The organism is Pantoea sp. y20 (genome assembly GCF_054903455.1).
In genome coordinates, this window is sequence record NZ_CM142816.1 from 38,511 (window position 1) to 55,258 (window position 16,748).

The 16,748-nt window shown below is 48.2% G+C and carries 15 protein-coding genes, 1 pseudogene and 1 riboswitch; of the genes and pseudogenes, 6 read left to right on the forward strand and 10 right to left on the reverse strand.

The genetic code is table 11. The features are described from left to right. Positions 1–441, reverse strand: a complete 441-nt coding sequence (locus tag ACYAC5_RS00185; RefSeq protein ID WP_192414308.1) for an acetyltransferase — start codon at positions 439–441, stop codon at positions 1–3. A gap of 132 nt (positions 442–573) precedes the next feature. On the opposite strand from ACYAC5_RS00185, the gene ACYAC5_RS00190 reads away from it, so the two are divergent. After that, positions 574–1,038, forward strand: a complete 465-nt coding sequence (locus ACYAC5_RS00190) for an Rrf2 family transcriptional regulator (RefSeq protein ID WP_101763865.1) — start codon at positions 574–576, stop codon at positions 1,036–1,038. A 30-nt stretch (positions 1,039–1,068) separates the two neighbouring features. Here the strand turns inward: ACYAC5_RS00190 and ACYAC5_RS00195 are convergent, their stop codons facing one another. Then, complete coding sequence (locus tag ACYAC5_RS00195; RefSeq protein WP_192414310.1) at positions 1,069–1,446, reverse strand: DUF1360 domain-containing protein; 378 nt, start codon at positions 1,444–1,446, stop codon at positions 1,069–1,071. Between the two features lie 314 nt (positions 1,447–1,760). On the opposite strand from ACYAC5_RS00195, the gene ACYAC5_RS00200 reads away from it, so the two are divergent. Further along, positions 1,761–2,159 (forward strand): helix-turn-helix domain-containing protein, encoded by a 399-nt coding sequence (locus ACYAC5_RS00200; RefSeq protein WP_101763864.1) that lies wholly within the window; start codon positions 1,761–1,763, stop codon positions 2,157–2,159. On the opposite strand, the gene ACYAC5_RS00205 is transcribed toward ACYAC5_RS00200, so the two are convergent. Together ACYAC5_RS00205 and ACYAC5_RS00210 are read right to left on the reverse strand one after the other, a co-directional pair. Continuing rightward, positions 2,116–2,964 (reverse strand): AraC family transcriptional regulator, encoded by an 849-nt coding sequence (locus ACYAC5_RS00205; protein WP_312462382.1) that lies wholly within the window; start codon positions 2,962–2,964, stop codon positions 2,116–2,118. The two genes, ACYAC5_RS00200 and ACYAC5_RS00205, sit on opposite strands and share 44 nt — an antisense overlap. 111 nt (positions 2,965–3,075) lie before the next feature. Further along, positions 3,076–4,110, reverse strand: a complete 1,035-nt coding sequence (locus ACYAC5_RS00210; RefSeq protein WP_462062182.1) for a virulence RhuM family protein — start codon at positions 4,108–4,110, stop codon at positions 3,076–3,078. Between the two features lie 195 nt (positions 4,111–4,305). Between ACYAC5_RS00210 and ACYAC5_RS00215 the strand changes: the two genes are divergently transcribed. Beyond that, positions 4,306–4,965 (forward strand): DUF1345 domain-containing protein, encoded by a 660-nt coding sequence (locus ACYAC5_RS00215; RefSeq protein WP_336768771.1) that lies wholly within the window; start codon positions 4,306–4,308, stop codon positions 4,963–4,965. A gap of 196 nt (positions 4,966–5,161) precedes the next feature. On the opposite strand, the gene ACYAC5_RS00220 is transcribed toward ACYAC5_RS00215, so the two are convergent. From ACYAC5_RS00220 to ACYAC5_RS00245, 6 genes and pseudogenes are all read right to left on the reverse strand, one after another. Beyond that, complete coding sequence (locus ACYAC5_RS00220; RefSeq protein WP_462062183.1) at positions 5,162–6,229, reverse strand: DUF5677 domain-containing protein; 1,068 nt, start codon at positions 6,227–6,229, stop codon at positions 5,162–5,164. 14 nt (positions 6,230–6,243) lie between these two features. Then, positions 6,244–6,486: pseudogene (locus tag ACYAC5_RS00225) on the reverse strand (Arm DNA-binding domain-containing protein); the annotation flags it as partial. A 512-nt stretch (positions 6,487–6,998) separates the two neighbouring features. Next, positions 6,999–8,075, reverse strand: coding sequence for a serine/threonine-protein kinase (locus ACYAC5_RS00230; protein WP_462062184.1), 1,077 nt, complete (start codon positions 8,073–8,075; stop codon positions 6,999–7,001). After that, on the reverse strand, positions 8,072–9,133 hold the full coding sequence (locus tag ACYAC5_RS00235) for a serine/threonine-protein kinase (RefSeq protein WP_462062186.1): 1,062 nt from the start codon (positions 9,131–9,133) through the stop codon (positions 8,072–8,074). The genes ACYAC5_RS00230 and ACYAC5_RS00235 overlap by 4 nt, the downstream gene beginning before the upstream one ends. Continuing rightward, entirely contained in the window at positions 9,120–10,436 is a 1,317-nt protein-coding gene (locus ACYAC5_RS00240) for a PP2C family protein-serine/threonine phosphatase (protein WP_462062187.1), read from the reverse strand. Before ACYAC5_RS00240 ends, ACYAC5_RS00235 begins: the two co-directional genes overlap by 14 nt. Before the next feature lie 1,413 nt (positions 10,437–11,849). Continuing rightward, entirely contained in the window at positions 11,850–13,394 is a 1,545-nt protein-coding gene (locus tag ACYAC5_RS00245; protein ID WP_462062188.1) for a methyl-accepting chemotaxis protein, read from the reverse strand. Positions 13,395–13,683: 289 nt separating this feature from the next. On the opposite strand from ACYAC5_RS00245, the gene ACYAC5_RS00250 reads away from it, so the two are divergent. The 3 genes from ACYAC5_RS00250 to ACYAC5_RS00260 all read left to right on the forward strand — a co-directional run bounded on the left by ACYAC5_RS00250 (position 13,684) and on the right by ACYAC5_RS00260 (position 16,591). Continuing rightward, the gene (locus tag ACYAC5_RS00250; protein WP_462063000.1) at positions 13,684–14,682 is read left to right on the forward strand and encodes a YncE family protein; all 999 of its coding nucleotides are present in this window, start codon (positions 13,684–13,686) and stop codon (positions 14,680–14,682) included. Between the two features lie 152 nt (positions 14,683–14,834). Further along, entirely contained in the window at positions 14,835–15,995 is a 1,161-nt protein-coding gene (locus ACYAC5_RS00255; protein WP_462062189.1) for a TDT family transporter, read from the forward strand. Continuing rightward, positions 15,992–16,591 carry a uracil-DNA glycosylase family protein gene (locus ACYAC5_RS00260; RefSeq protein ID WP_462062190.1) on the forward strand — a complete coding sequence of 200 codons (600 nt, stop codon included), beginning with the start codon at positions 15,992–15,994 and terminating at the stop codon, positions 16,589–16,591. The genes ACYAC5_RS00255 and ACYAC5_RS00260 overlap by 4 nt, the downstream gene beginning before the upstream one ends. A gap of 49 nt (positions 16,592–16,640) precedes the next feature. Beyond that, positions 16,641–16,710, forward strand: a riboswitch (Fluoride riboswitch). Positions 16,711–16,748: the final 38 nt, after the last annotated feature.

Genomic DNA, 16,748 nt, shown 5'->3' on the forward strand with positions numbered 1-16,748 from the left:
TCACGGCGCATAGCGCAGATGAAGCAGCGGAAAAGGATTTCCCTGACCATCCAGCGGCGAGCGGCCGGTGATAACAAATCCCTGATGCTGATAGAAACCTAGCGCCTGCGGATTCTGCTCGTTCACATCCAGTTCGGTGACATTCATTTGTTCGATGGCGAAGCGCAGTAGCTGTTTGCCTATGCCGAGACCAAACACTTGCGGCGCGACAAACAGCATCTCCAGCCGATTATCCGCCACGCCGAGAAAACCGACGATGTTCTGTTGTTCATCGCGATAAACACGCAGCTCAACCATCGGCAAATATTGCTCGCGCACCAACGGGCGCAGAGCGCGGATATCCGCATCTTGCAGGAAATGATGCGTCGCCCGCACCGAGGCTTCCCATAACGTGGTTATCGCCTCGAAATCGCTCCTCTGAGCGGGGTAAATTCCTTTCATGGTGTTCTCCTTGATATTTTCGTGTCATATCCGTAAACGCTGATGATTAAGCTTTTGACTCGATGATAGCGCGATAAATTGTTGCCACTTCACTCCTTTGTTAGAGTGTGGTGAATTTTAGAGGAATGATTTATGCCGCGCGATAATCGCTTGTCCCGCTCGTTGCACGCACTGATACATCTGGATCGGCACGTTAAACGCGCCACTTCAGAAACGATGGCTAAAATGTTGGGCACTAATGCGGTGGTGGTGCGCAGGATGATGTCCGGCCTGCGTGATAAAGGGTATGTGGTGTCAGAAAAAGGGCACGGTGGTGGATGGGAGCTGCGTGTGGCGTTAACGGAAATATCCCTGCTGGATGTTTATCAGGCAATCGGCGCACCAGCACTGTTTAGCATTGGTCCGGCTGCGGAGCCCTCGCCTTGTCTGGTTGAGCATGCCGTTGATGCGCAACTCGATCAAACCCTTAGCGAAGCGGAAGCGCTGTTGTTGAAGCGCTTTAGCCAAATTACTGTTGCCGATATTAGCGACGATTATCTGAGTAAAATGGCTAAACTTGGCCTCCCGTCCAATACCTTCCCTAAATGCAGTGAATAACCGATTTTTCCCGGTTATTCATCACATCGGTTAATCCTGTTTTTGTAAGGTGATTTGTGCTTCATGCTTCATGACGTGCGTAGTAATGGCCGCCTGGAAAACCTTAAACATCAAACCATTAATAAAGGTTGTTAGCGTGAGGGTGATAAATGCTGTCATCAGCCAGTCAGCAATTGCCATTCCGCTATGTAATAAATCAGGGTGATAAACCACCATGCCGAAAAATACCACCCAGTGGCTCATGCAATAGAAGCAATGAAACAAGTGACCCAATAATGCGTTCTTTTTAGCGGTCCATGCGCGTAATCCCGCGAATAGCTCAGTTTGGGTAATTGTCATGGAAATACTGGCCGATGCCAGTGCGATCGCCAGACATATTGACAGGTTCGATATTATTAAGCTGCTCATACATTCTCCTTTTCATCTCAAAGTATCATTTCATGTAACTAACAATATTACATGATGCATTTGGCTACAAGATGCCGAAGAGTCCTAGCTGTAGGAACAGCCATAAATTGGCGAGTTATCGTTATTTATTGGCTTTTGACCATCACATAGCCAGTGAGCGTCTTCTTATAATGCTTATCAGTTAATCGCTGACACCGAAATTTCAGAGCGCACTGATCGTAGCGGCGCAATTTATTGCGCGATAAATCGCGCCGCTACGGGATGTGCGACGATTTATCGGTATCACGGTATTCATTTCGACATCAGGAGGAAAGATGGATATGCACGCCGCCTTTATGCAGCAACTGATGCTCTGGATTGAGGACAACATTGAGCAGAAACTCATTCTGGAAACCGTGGCGCGCCGCGCCGGCTATTCGCAGTGGCACCTGCAGCGGCTGTTTCGCAGTTACACCGGCGTCGCGCTGGGCACCTACATTCGCGAGCGCAAGTTAACGGCTTCGGTGATTGCGCTGTTGAACAGCAATATGCCGCTGATGGATATCGCCATCAAATATGGCTTCGACTCGCAGCAAACTTACTGCCGCACCTTCCGCCGCATGTTCGACCTGCCGCCAGGCGCGTTCCGTCGCAAATATCAGCACAGTTTGCCGGACATTGACGGGCCCGCTAGTTTGCTGTTTTTGCATCCGCAGAGTCGACTGGCGGCGTAAAGTATTTGCCGGGTGTTGAGCCAAACGCGCTGCGAAAAGCGCTGATATAGCTGCTAACGCTGTCGAATCCGACCTGCCACGCCACTTGCTGCACACTTTTGCCCGCCGCCAATCCTTCCAGTGATTTGAGTAAACGTGAAACCTGGCGATAGCGCGTCAAGCTCATGCCGACCGCGCTGGCCCAATGACGGCTCAGGCTGCGCGGGCTGAGTCCCGCCCAGCGCGCCAGTTCGGGCCCGGTACGCGTATCGGCGGGGTCGTCCATTAACAGGCGTGCAATCTGCAGCAAGCGCGGTTCCGCCGGCAGCGGTAACGTCAGCGGATGTTCGGTCGATTCATATAACTCATCCAGGAACACCTCGCACAGGCGATGGTAGCGCGCGCTGCCCCAGTGATCGGGCGACAAGATTGCCAGTCTTTCCGCCAGCGGCTCCAGCACCGACGGGCAGGAAAGCAGGACGGGATGATCCGGCAATGGCGCGGCCAGCGCATCGTCCACCAATACCGTCCAGCCAAGCACCGGGCCCGGCCCGATGATTGCATGTTCAAAGTAGGGCGGAATCCAGCCAACCAGTCGCGGCGGATTGGCGAAAATACCCGACGGCGTTTTTACCGTCATCAATCCCTGCTTCAAACAGAAGAGTTGCCCGGCAGCGTGGCGATGGGTGAAGGTTTCACGGTCCAGCTGCTTCGCTAACGCAGCGGCAATCACTTTCGGCGCATCCGGCTGCAGCAGGCGCTGACGCAGCTCAGCCTGACGCGGATTGCCGGAAAAAGTCAGAGTATCGGTTGGATGGATTAACATGCCAGGCTCCACAATGCGATGAAGGAGCAAAGTGGCGGAGATAGGTGGGGAAGTAAAGCGTGGGTGTGTATAAGTTGAGGAGTGAAAGGGCGGGATGCGGCCCAGCGGCGATCATTTCGATTTCTTAGGGATTGTCTGCCACTGCAGCAGACCGGCAATGTTGTTTTCACCTTCTGCCTCTTTTAAACGACGCTGTTGCTCGGCGAATTGACCGTATTCAGCCTGCGCTTTTTCATCGGCCATTTTCTTACTGATTGAACCTGCACCTTGCAGCACATCGCGATCGTTAAACTGCAAAAATTGATCGAGTTTGCTCTGCCAATCGCGAAGAAAAACCTGCTGGCGGCGGCGCGCTTGATCTTCTGCGAAATCCAGCCACATCGTGACCACGCGATTAAGCTCGCTCACTTCGTCCTTAACCAGATAATTTTTAGCCACGGAGACATCGCTTCTGCGCACCTCTTCACCTTTGAAACTGGTCAAACCCATATGAGGTTGGCTGGCGTTGGCGCGCAAATGAATCAGCTCGGCAGCGGTATAACCGGTACAGGCAAAGTGCAATTTGTTCTGAATGGTTTGAAAAAACTGCGTGGTCTCTTTGAGGGAAGGTTGATAGTCAGCCGCTAAGGCAAAAATCTCGCGAACGCGTAAATACATCCGACGCTCACTGGCGCGAATGTCGCGAATACGCTCCAGCATCTCATCGAAATAGTCAGGTACTGCGGATGAACCAACCGGCGGATTTCTCAGCCGCTCGTCGTCCATCACGAAGCCCTTGACCAAATATTCTTGCAGGGTTTGCGTTGCCCATTGGCGGAACTGAGTACCGCGTGCAGAGCGGACGCGATAACCTATGGCGAGAATCATTGGCAGGCTAAAGTATTGAACCTGATAATTTTTTCCATCGCTGGCAGTTGTTCGGTAAAACCGAACAACTGAATTTTCCAGCAATTCACCCTCTTCGAAGATGTTTTTGATATGCCCACTGATGGTCGCTTTCGCTTTATCAAACAGCTCACATATCATGGCCTGAGAAAGCCACAGAGTTTCGTTTTCAAAGCGACATTCAACCCGCACTTTCCCATCGCCGCTCGCAAACATGACAAATTCGCCTGCTGGTGATGGTGTGGATTGCTCCTCTGACATGTCGCCTCCGCTCTTTTAGGATCTGGTGCACAGTATGCCAGAGAGACGCAATGAAGCTCATTAGTCGATTGGCGATTATTTTATCAACTGCAGCGCAGCAGATTTGGTAAACGGTTGGGGTGCTCCGCAATTACAACCTCTTTATCAGCGTCTACAGTTAACTTATCCACCTCCCTTCACTAAGCCTCTGACACCATGAGCCTTTCCCTGATGCATTACCTTCGCGCGCGTCTGCGTTTGCTGATTTCGATTGTGGCTGGCGTGGCCTGTTATTTCTTCCTGCCTGCGCACCTGGGCATGTTGCAGCGTCTGCTGATTGGCTGGAACGTGCTGGCATGGCTCTATCTCGCATTTCTGTGGCTGCGCATGTTAGGCACCGAGGCCAAAGACATTCCGCATATTGCGAAAATCGAGGATGAAAGCGCGACGCTGGTGTTGAGTATGGTGACGCTCACCTGCCTGGTCAGCATTCTGGCGATTCTGATGGAACTCACCACGCTGAAGAGCCTAACGGGAACGCCACGCGTGCTGCATCTGCTGCTGACCGCGGCAACCTTGGTGGTTTCCTGGGCGCTGCTTCCGACGTCATTCGCCATGCATTACGCGCATCATCACTATCTGCGGCGCAGCAAGGATGTCACGCCGATGATCTTTCCTGAAAAGCCCGAACAGCCGGAATACTGGGATTTTCTCTACTTCTCTTTCACTATCGCGGTAGCTTCGCAAACCGCCGATGTGGCAACGGGCACCACGGATATGCGGCAAATCGCTCTGTTACAGTCGGTGATTTCGTTCATATTCAATCTGGCGATTTTGGGATTATCGGTGAATGTGGGGGCGGGGTTGTTAAGTTAGCTGGGAATAATAGTGGATGTGGCGGGAGATTACAGAAATCCATTTTTTATGTGATTTTTTTTATAATGGTATAATACTATGAATCCACAAAGTAACCCCATGTAATGTATCGAAGAAAAATTTTAAAAAGGGTATTAATTTAATTGTAAGTTAGCATCATTTTATATCGATTGAGGACGTCCTTACGAAAAATAGTTTATTTAATACTTCCTTTTCTTTCAAGGCTTTCACTAGCTTCAATTAATTCTGATTTTAATTTATCATCCCAGAGTGATAATATTTTGCTGCTTACTAAAGAATCAATGTTAGGATTTAATGATAGTAGTGATTTAGTTGTGTCTATTAACGACATTGAAGTACATTGTAAGGGATCCACTAACCCTTCATTTGAAGGCCCACTAAGAAGGATTTCTTCATTGCGATGCTTATAAGATAGCGAAAGACTTAGCTTATAGGTCACACTTTTCGAGTTCACATGAACCCTCACGCTAGAAAATTTATAAAACGGCCTTAAGAAATCAAGTCCAGAAAAGCTCTCTAAATCATAAAAGGATATTTTCTTTTTATTAAATAATTTATAACTCCAACCATTTTCTTTGCTAAACGATTCACCATATTTTTTAATTAAAGAGTCATATTTGTTTTTAATTGAGGTTATACTCAAATCATCTAGCTTTTCAAAAAGAAGCACCTCACTGTGCTCGGCATAACTCTTTGAAAATTTGTAGTCGTCAATGTATTTGTGTTCCTCATATTTTTCTGCAAGTTCTTCATCACCATGTGAAAGTATTCGCGCAATTACAGCGCATTCGTGTAAGGACCTCCAGCGTGCCATTGCTCCATCTGCAAAGCCAGATTTAAGCAGTTGTAAGATCTCACAAGAAATTTGTATGGAATGTGCATGTAACTTTGCAATAACATCTAATTTAATATTTTCACAAGAATTCGCAATATGCCATTTGTATATTTCACTGCCCAATTCTCGGCACATTACAATGATCATTTCAAGTCTGATAAGTGGCTTAGACCATGTTAAATAAAGTCTCTCCTCAAAGCTACGTACATCTAAGAGATGTTCTTTAAGATATTCATCCTTATCTTCCTCCAGTTTTTTGTCTATAACTTTAGCAACTTCATCTAAGGTTTTGTTTATTTTTTCATTTCCAATCAATCCAATTACATCTTCTGCATTCAATTTCTTTTCTTTGGCAATATTATTTACAGCTTCTAAAAAAGAAGTTTCTAAATCAAATTTAATCATCATTGAATCCTTAATAATTAGAGGGTTGATGTTTTTATGGGATTGAAAAAATTATAATTGGCTATTTTATAGCTACGTTTTTTTTCGAAATGGTTAAGACTTAATTTATAGCTAGCCTCATCTCTTTTCTGACGAGCTACATCAAGTGGGACGTAAGGATAAACGCTTATAGAACGAAATTTCTCACGACACAAAATAAGGTACTTCATTCGCCAGTAGAGGAAACCGTTGAAGTTGACCAGTAAGTACATGCCACCACCATCTTCGAGTTTGTATCATTTATCCAGTGGGGTTGCTGCGCGCACCTTGACGTCATTTATAGGTATCCCGTCTCCTATTGGAGGTGTGATTTTGTAAGTTAGTTTTAAAATCCTTTAGATACCCATTAATGGAGGTAAATTTCAGTAGATGTAGAGTGACATCCGAAGAGTGAGGATTCAACCTAACTTGCATATTTTGATGGTTTTGATTAACCAGTGTTGGCGTGAATACAACGAGAGTGGCGGAAGATCACAGGAGTGGGATAATTTCATATTTATATGATAATTTTGGATAAATTTATTTTGTGTATTGTAAGTACCCCCATAAGTACCCCCTTTAGTCAACGTCTATCCAAATTGACGTTGTTTGATGTCATAAAATCGGTACAGATTACTGAAAGAGCTACAATTACGGTTAAAACTCACTCCGCTGACAACAGTTGATACATACAAAAAAGAGATAATCCTCAGAATCCGAGTTTTCACATTCCAGATTCTGAGGCTATTGCTAGTTAATTTTTCCAAAGTGTAACTGGATGTGCTCTATCTCGCGGGCTGCCCGGAAATTTTGAGAAACACACACTTGAATTATGTGACGTGTCTGGTTTTATTGGCCCATAAACACTTTCAATACTGAAGAATGCTGTTCCTCCAGCCCCATTAATGAACCCGCTAAATCCATTCTGGATAAAGTTTGTCACATTACCTAGCTCACGTGGTGTAGATAAATAACATAGCTCTTCACATATGTTAACTAGATCCTTTGCCTTCGGCCTTTTCTCGGGTTCATATTCTAAACAGCTATCTACGATTTTCTGTAATTCCGTCGATAATGTACTGAACTGTTTGTTTGCTGTCATGAATGCTGGCCAAGGCTCTCTATTTTTACTTTTCACATTCACTGCAGCTTCTAAATAAACTCCAAATGGATATATACCGGTCATCAGTCTAAACATCATTGCACCTAGGGACCAGATATCTGCCGAAGACTTGATAATATCTCCCTTCTTTCTGAACATCATCTCTGGAGCCATAAACGGAAGTGCTCCTCTAATCGTTCCAGATGTAGAGAGAGTTAAATCTCCATTTTCAGCAGCTTCTGCGAAAAACTCGTTAGTTAATGATGCGATTCCAAAATCAGTAATTTTAAGTTGTTCAAATGCAACCCCATTTGAAATCATTATATTGCTGGGTTTCAAGTCACGATGAACAACGCCAGCTTGATGTGATGCCATAATTCCTTTAGATAGGTTGTGTAATACACATGCACTAAAGTGAGGATCTAATATACCAAAATGATTTAGTTTATCTTCAAGAGTTTCACCATGCACAAATTCTTCAACTAAAAAAATCTGGTCATCAAATTCGAAGTAATCTAAAGTTTTAGCTACATTATGGTGGTTAACTTTTGCAGATATTTTGGCACTAGATGAAAATCTTTTTGTTTCTAACCCAGGAAGAGGAGTTTTAAGTGCAATATGAATATCCAATTTTAAGTCCTTGGCAAGGTAAACATCCTGCATGCCACCTTTACCTGCATGACCAATAATTTGGTATCTATCGGAAATAACAGTTCCTTCGCGTATCATGACATCACCTCGGGATTTGAAATGTCGAAAGTTACAAATGTTCTTGTTGTTGAGTCTGTTCTTTCCAATGTAATTACGCTACACCCTTCCAGCAACTTACCAGGTACGATTCTAATATTGTTGACTTTTGCTAAGCCATTTATTGATTCGATAAGGAAATTGAAGCCATCATAATTTATAGTCATTGATGAACTTCCACCCCAAGTAATATTTGCCTTTCTCGAGTTCGAACTTATTTTGTGTTGTTGTCCTAGCATAACGACCAAGGCATTGTGCTTATCCTGTAGTAATATTTTTTCTAAGGATTTTTTTACATCGTGCATTGATGGTCTTTGGTCTTTATCACTAGATATACATGCCATTATAATGTCAGCAATCGTTCTGGGTAATGCACCATATAATGCGGGGAATGTCATAACTTCACTCGGAGGAAAATAGTTCAATTCATCAGGACGATTCAGCCCTAATAAATCAATTGCCAATACTCCAAATGCATAAACATCGATTTTATTGTCAAAGCTTATTTGTCCACTTCTAAATAACTCGGGGGCCATGTAGCCAGGTGTACCGATAATAGATTTTGTTAAAGCATCATCACCTTCGTTTCTGGCAAGCCCAAAATCCAGTATTTTAACCACCCCATTTTCATCAATTAATATATTGTTAGGTTTGATATCTCTATGAATTATTGAGGCGCTATGTATGTCAGCGAGGCCACAAGCAACTTGCCATAATAACTTCATTATGTAAGAAGAGGTATAAGACGCATCATGGCAAATTTCTTCACCTGAGATAAATTCTAATACCAAAGCATCTCTAGATGTACCATCTACCTTTATTTCTGTAAAGTCGAATAATTGTACGACATGCTTTGATCGTAATTTTATCAATGCCATTTGTTCATCTATCAGGCGTCGTTCTTCCCCGCCTTCTTTTAGAACTTTTAATATAACAATTCTGTCGAGATGAGTGTCTTGACATTTGAAGACATCCCCCATCCCTCCACCCATTCCAAAATTAATAGCAATGTAGCGCGGTGGTAATTCAATTCTGTTCATTATCATTATCTCCAACAACTCTTATGCTAGCTTGGTTTTCGTCCGATTCTTTTTTATTATTGGTTTTTCTTTGTTTTTTGTAATACATGGTTTTTTTCTTGTTTGTTTTTGAGTCTTCAGAGTGAGTTTTCATATTCTCATTCTGAGTGCCATCGCGTTCAAATAACTCAGGCTGTAATAATTCTTTGCTTTCTCTGTCTGCCTTTTCTAGCTTGCTTGCAAGCTCAGGTTGTGATGACGACTCATTTACTAATTTAGTATTTATATTTCTTTTCGAGTTGTCAGGTTCATTATTATTTTCTGGGCTTAAAACATTTCCATCCTGATAAGATTGGTTTGCATCTAAATTTCTTGGTTTTTCATATTCTCTTTCATTCTCGTAATCTGACGCTTCTTTGTTAAAGCTTTCTTTATCCAGGGTGTTTTGTTCAAAGTATCCGGCAGAATTAGAATCATTTTTCATCCATAAGATATGTAATTGACTGAACGGGTCCCATACCTCAATCCCTATGTCATTGTAATTATTTAGGGATTGCATTATGTTGTCACAGTCAACTAGAGCTATGGATGCGTTATCATGTGCGCCACACCATCTAACATATTGGCCTAATCTGATTGCTGCCTGATTTAATTCTTGAGAGTGAAATAAAATATCATCAAATACAGATTCATCAATAAAATGAATGCCATCTGAGGTGAGGCAATAATAGTCACCTTCATGATTCAAGTATTGTGTGTGAGGCTTTATGCCCTGTCCCATTCCAACAAATTGCAGTAGAGATTTGTCATCTCCGCCAAAAACTTCTTCTAATGAATCATCAATGGTTAACCTTTTAAGGCTTTTTTTAATCTTCTTTTTATAGGTGTATATTCGGCTGTCACCTATATTAAGAGTGCATGGGTTTGAACCAGGCTCAATAATAATTGCAGATAAGGTTGCTCCACCATTTCCTTGCGAAAAATCATGCACAGATTTATTTGAATCTAAAGCTGACTGTATTAGTCGCTCTTCCGGTGGTAACGCTCTATAGCGAATCAATGAGTACAAGAATGTAGACAGTGTTAATGATGCACATTGTGCACCATCCTTCATTCCCCCCATCCCATCAGCTAGGGCGATTACAAAGAAATGGCGCCCACTTGAAAAGGGAGTGTTGACACGCATCGCTACAACGCGATCTTGGTTCTCTTTACGTCTAAGTCCTATGTCAGTACTTAAAACCACATTAAGATTATCAGGCTGATTTTGCCCTTTACTAGCTATAGGTTTAGATAACCATTTAGATAACCGTTCTGCAAACATATGAGTTCCATATTAAAAGTATATTTTTTGCCTTCTACACTGATTTGAACATTATCATTTCATTCTGTAATTGTATCTTTTTTAAAGACATAGAGTGCAATGCTATCCCCGCCACACCTGCCAGGCAGCCTTGTGCATCGTTTTTCATGCAGGTGCAGGGTGGTACTCAGGCCGCGCCAGTTTGGCTGCTACAAGGGGCACGGGTTGCTAAAGTGTGCATGTGATTCCATGCGACCTATGCATACACACTTATTTATACTCGCCACCATTTAGAAAATCTTTAGGGTCGTATCAAAAATTTGTGACGCATGTGACTGCCCAAAACAAAATTTTTTAATCCTAACCTTTCTTTTTGGACACCCGTCCCATTCATGCTTCAAATAGCGCGCTGTAGTTGCCGGGCTTAAAACTTCAGCTCGTAGCGCGCGCTCGTACCCCCGCCACGCCTGCCCGCTTAATCGAGTGGTTTTCATGCGGCTGCATGACTGACTTCAGGCCGCGCCGCTGCTGGGTTGGCCGGGTAAATTCAGGGTGCAATTATTCATGCGTTTTCATGCAGCATAGCCATGCACTTATGCAGAGGGCGCCAGCCAGGTGCGTAATCGCATGCGACTTTACTACCCGTTTGCATTTTAATTGACCTTCGCCAACTAAAAATCGTCACTGATGCTGAGGGGGTAGACATGGCATTGCGTGACCGGCAGCTGTGTGCCAGAAGCGGAAGTTCTAATTGAGATTTTCTTACACGATGGGGAGCAACTCACAACATCCCGATCTAACGCTGCGAATGATAAAGAAATCTTAGCCGCATGAGTCTAGGCCGGAACTGTTCCTGTTTGATGAAACGCTTAAATCGGCATACTGTGCTATCCATGAGGGCCGCTCGGAGTTTGGCCAGTGCTTGCAACCATGCTAAAAGTGCATTAGTGCTACAACATGCAATTTGCAGTGCTACAAGAGTATAATGAGGCCCTCGGCAGTGATAAAAGTGTTATTAACTATGCTCATCATAATTTACAAATTATGAATTTGTTGAGTTTATGTGGAATGCAATTTGTGCAAATAATTAGCAAGTTATTCTCGAAAGTTGATATCGGGACGAGACAATCAATCGGATAAGTGGCACGAAAGGCTGTTTAATGGCGGGGCGCTTATCGTTGGAGTTTCGCGTTTATCCTGATGGGGTGTGTCGAAAGGAATGCAAATGTGCTCATGGATTAAATGAATGACAGACTGTGTTTTCCGTCCAGCATACATCTGGAAGTGGGAAGACCACTTTGAGCGCGCCCGTCAGGCGCTCTGAAGAGAACCTGGAATGCAATCATTGCACTATAGTCCTCGTGACCGGAGCAAGCCCTTCATTTTGTAGTTGAAGGGCTTGTAAGTGGAGAGTTAGTTCAGTTGATTCTTACGTCAGACCCGAAACGTCTCGACCATGCCACGAAGGGAGTGCGCCTGTTCAGAAAGCGATCGGGAGGCCGATGACGACTCCTCGACGAGAGCAGCGTTATTCTGCGTGACACCGTCCATCTGACTGACCGCAATGCTGACCTGCGAGATACCCTGCATCTGCTCAGAGGATGCCAGCGAAATAATGTCCATTGATTCCGCCAGTTCCCCGACCATACCCACAATATTGAGTATGCTCTGTCCGGTACCTGATGCCACGCTCACACCACTTTCAACCTGTTCTACAGCCTGCTCAATAAGCGACTTTATTTCTTTTGCTGCAGTTGCACTTCGCTGTGCAAGTGTACGAACCTCACCGGCAACAACAGCAAATCCTCTGCCATCCTCGCCTGCCCGGGCGGCTTCAACAGCTGCATTCAGTGCAAGAATGTTGGTCTGAAAGGCAATGCCCTCGATGACGCCGGTAATGTCGCGGATCTTTTTAGCACTCAGGGATATGTCATTCATGGTTTCTGACATGCGGCGGACATCCGTCTCTCCTGATCGCGCGAGCACCGCCGTTTCTCGCGCTGAAGCTGCCGTCTGCTGTGCGCCGGCCGTATTACTTTTCACTGTTGCCGTGAGTTGTTCCATGCTGGCGGCCGTTTCCTGCAATGCGGCCGCCTGTTGCTCAGTGCGTGATGAAAGCTCTGTATTTCCCTGAGCGATCTCGTCTGCCGCCAGCGCCACACCGGATGCGGTTTCTTTGATCTTTGATACCAAATCGCGCAGCTGGCTCTGCATGCCGGCGAGCGATGCCAGCAGACTTGTTTTATCATTGCGGCGAAGTGGCACCGGTGATGTCAGGTCGCCTGCTGCAATGGCGGCCGCCAGTACCTGTGCCTGCTGAGGTTCACCACCCAGCTGCCGCATCAGCACGCGGACGATAATGACACCCGTAAAAATGGAAACGATAACCGAGATTACGGCCAGAATGATCAGCGTAAGAGAGGCCCGGCTCACGTTACGACTGTTATCACGAACGGCGTTCTGGCTGCTGTGCATCTGGATATTTGTCATTTCATTCAGATTATCCAGAAGAGTACGTTGCACCGGCCTGACCGTATTCATCAGATACGCTGTGGCTTCCTGTGGACGGTTCTGCAGTCCGAACTGACCGGCCTGTTCCAGGCCTGACAGAACGGCGGCTTCATTTTCACGGACTCTGGTGAAGGCAGCGTTTCCCGCGGATGAGGCGTCATCTGCCAGCATGGACTCCAGTGCTTCCCGGCTGCGTATATATAAGGTTTTCTGTGCCTCAAGGCGCTCCCACTCGGGCTGCATGGCTTTCGGATCGGACAGCAGGGCCAGATTTCGGGCCGCAATGGCCATGTCGCGTAATGCGCCCCGCATGTCCAGAACGATCTGATATTTTTTCATTTTGACATTAATCACGTCATCCATTCCTTCGCGGGCGCCGGAAAGCGCCTTTAACGAAAGTCCGGTGCAGAAGATGAACAGCAGAATAAGCAGGCCAAAACCTGCGGCCAGACGGGTTGATATTTTCATTGGGTAGCCCTGAGTGTTAAGTGACAGGGGAAGTATCGGCAAAAGTGGGCGTCAGGACAGGTCTGATGAAGCGGGTCGGGGGGAGGGAGCTGATAGTTATGCACCAGACTCCTGAATCATCAGGCTTTTTATGTTCATTAAAAACTGTGCCGTTCTTACGGTTATGGTGGCTGGTAAGGCATAGCCGGAAAATCGATTTCCCTGAGCGGGGTTTATCTGCCACGCTTCTTCTGAAGCCCTTAAGCGGGCAATGAGTCTTATCCCTTACCACCCCTATGCAGGAAAAATGATGATAAAAAAATACAGGATCCCGGGACTCACCGCGGTGGCGCTTCTTCTCATCAGCACCCTCGCCGGTGCCGCAGAGGCGCGATGGACGTTTGACGGCGATATCCACAACAATTCTCTTGCTGTCAGTCCCGATGAAAAAACGGCGGTGGCGTCCTACAGTGAGCGCCCTGACGTGGTGGTCTACGACCTTGCCATCGGTAAGGTCAAGAAGGTGCTGAAGGGATACGTCACCCCCCGTAATGCGCTTTTTACTCCGGACGGTAAGGCCATATTTCTTTCTGACAGCAGTCTGGGCGTGGTCAGAAAAATCAGCTCCGGGACGCTTGACGTGGAGACCTCGCTGCCGCTGGGTCCCGGGGCATTCGGTACAGCTATCAGCCGTGACGGTCAGCGCCTGTATGTGAATAACGAAGCAGCCAGCACACTCTCGGTGTATGACCTGACCCACAACCGGCCCGTTTCGGTTGTGACGGGTTTTGCTCAGCCCCGTCAGGGCATCAAAATCAGCCCGGACGGCAAAACCGTCTACGTCACCAACTTTAAGGGCGATAAAATCACCCTCGTTGACGCCGTAACGGGTGAGATTCGCGGCGAGATAACCGGCTTCAGCAAGCTGCGCGCCATTTCTGTCAGCGCCGACGGCCGCACGCTTTACGCGGCTAACAGCGGGAGCAACACCATCGCCGTGGTTGACACGCAGAAGCGCGCCATTACGGCAACCATTCCCGTGGGGCAGGACCCTTACGGTGCCGCCCTGACACCAGATAACCGCTATGTTTACAGCGGCAACCTGGGTGACAACAGCCTCTCCGTTATTGATATCGCCGCTGGTAAGGTGGTCGCTACCGTCACCGGACTGGATGCGCCCCGTCAGGCCATCGTTTTCAGTAAAGACGGTGCCCGCGCGTGGGTGCTGAATAAAGACCTCAGTATTTCGGTGGTTGACCTGAAACAGAACCGCGTCACGGCCACGATTAAAAGCCCACCGAAGGCCTGATTCAGTCCCTCCCTCACTCCGGTGCAGTAACAGTCTTTCGCAGGGTGGGGGAGGGTAAACCACTTTTACAGATTTATTTTAGCTGAATAACCTGTTTTAAAGATTTACGTCTGCATACCTATACTGTCTCTGTTTACACAGGAGATTCCGGCATGAACGATAAAATATTTACCCTGCATAATGGAGCGCGCCCGCTGAGCGCGCTGAGCAGCCCGAAAGAGGCCATACGTCAGTTCACGCCTAACTGGTTCGCCGCGACCATGGGAACCGGCATCCTGTCGCTGTCTCTGGCGCAGTTCCCCTGGCCGGTTCCGGGATTACGCCTCGTTGCCGAGGGGCTCTGGATGTTTAACATCCTGCTGTTCAGCGTCTTTGCCGTGATGTATCTGGCCCGCTGGGTCATGTACTTCGGTGAGGCAAAGCGCATCTTCGGCCATTCAACCGTGTCCATGTTCTTCGGCACCATCCCGATGGGCATGGCGACCATCATCAACGGCCTGCTGGCGTTCGGTCTTCCGCGCTGGGGCGCAGACGTCATTCCGGTGGCGCACGCCCTGTGGTGGCTGGACGTGGCGATGTCGCTGCTGTGCGGCGTGTGTATTCCTTACATGATGTTTACCCGGCAGCAGCACAGCATTGACCAGATGACGGCCGTCTGGTTACTGCCGGTTGTAGCTGCCGAGGTCGCGGCGGTCAGCGGCGGCCTGCTGGCGCCGCACATTGCCGACACCCACGCGCAGCTCGGCATCATTATTACCAGCTACGTGTTGTGGGCGTACTCCGTGCCGGTGGCGCTGAGCATCCTTGCCATCCTTCTGCTGCGTATGGCCCTGCACAAGCTGCCACACGAGAGTATGGCGGCCTCAAGCTGGCTGGCCCTGGGGCCGATTGGCACCGGTTCGCTCGGTATGCTGGTCATCGGTGGCGATGCGCCCGGGGTGTTTGCCGCGGCGGGCATGCCGGAAATCGGTCACATCGCGCAGGGCGTGGGGTTCGTTGCCGGCATTCTCTTCTGGGGCTGCGGCCTGTGGTGGATGCTGCTGGCCACGCTGATAACCGTGCGATACTTCCGTGAAGGCATCCCATTCAACCTGGGATGGTGGGGCTTTACCTTCCCACTGGGCGTGTACACCGTCGCCACGCTCAAGCTGTCCACCCTGATTGACCTGGCGTTCTTTAAAGGCTTCGGTGCGCTTCTTGTCGTCATGCTGGCCGCCATGTGGCTGCTGGTCGCGGTGAAGACGGTGCGCGGGGCATGGAGCGGGAAACTCTTTGTTTCCCCCTGCCTGGCAGGCCTGGACCGGAAGCCTTGAACAAAACCGGCACGTCGCTGCTGGACCCGTTTTTACGCGAGGAACGCCTCGCGGCGGTTACCGCGCCGCACGTGGACGCGCTGAATCGCTGGGTCAGCGGGCAGCGTCAGGCCGGCGTGGAGCTGCCGTGGTTTGATCCGGCCGACGGTGGGACCGGGGCCGGACTGCTCGTCCTGCTGCAGTCGCCGGCGCGCAGCAGCCCGTCACCCCGGTTCGTGTCGCGAGATAACCCGGGGCCAGCCCAGCAGAATCTGGGGCGGTTTCTGGCGGAAGCCGGTATTGCGCGCCGGGACAGCGTGCTGTGGAATATGGTGCCCTGGGTCAGTGACGGGCCGCAGAAACGGCCCTCAGCGGCGGATATCCGTAGCGGCTGCGCCTGGCTTGAGGACGTGCTGGCGCATCTGCCCGCGCTGCGCGTGGTGGTGCTGGCCGGTGCCGTAGCGGCGCAGGCCCGCGGGACGGTCAGTTACCTGCGCCCCGGCGTCACGGTGCTGGTGATGCCGCACCCCAGTCCGCTTTCGCTCTGCACAAGCCCGGCGGTGCCGGAAAACATCCGCCGGGTACTGCGCGAAGCACGGGCTGTGCTGACGGGCTGAGACCGCCGTCGGAATAATACTGACAGGTTTTGCAACCGGCTCTATACTCAGATTACAGGGTGATGGCGTTCCACCCTTCCCAACCGCTCCGTTCCGGAGCTGATGACGCCTGATGTGACTCTTGATTTTCAGGAGGTGCGTCAGGCCGTCCTTACTT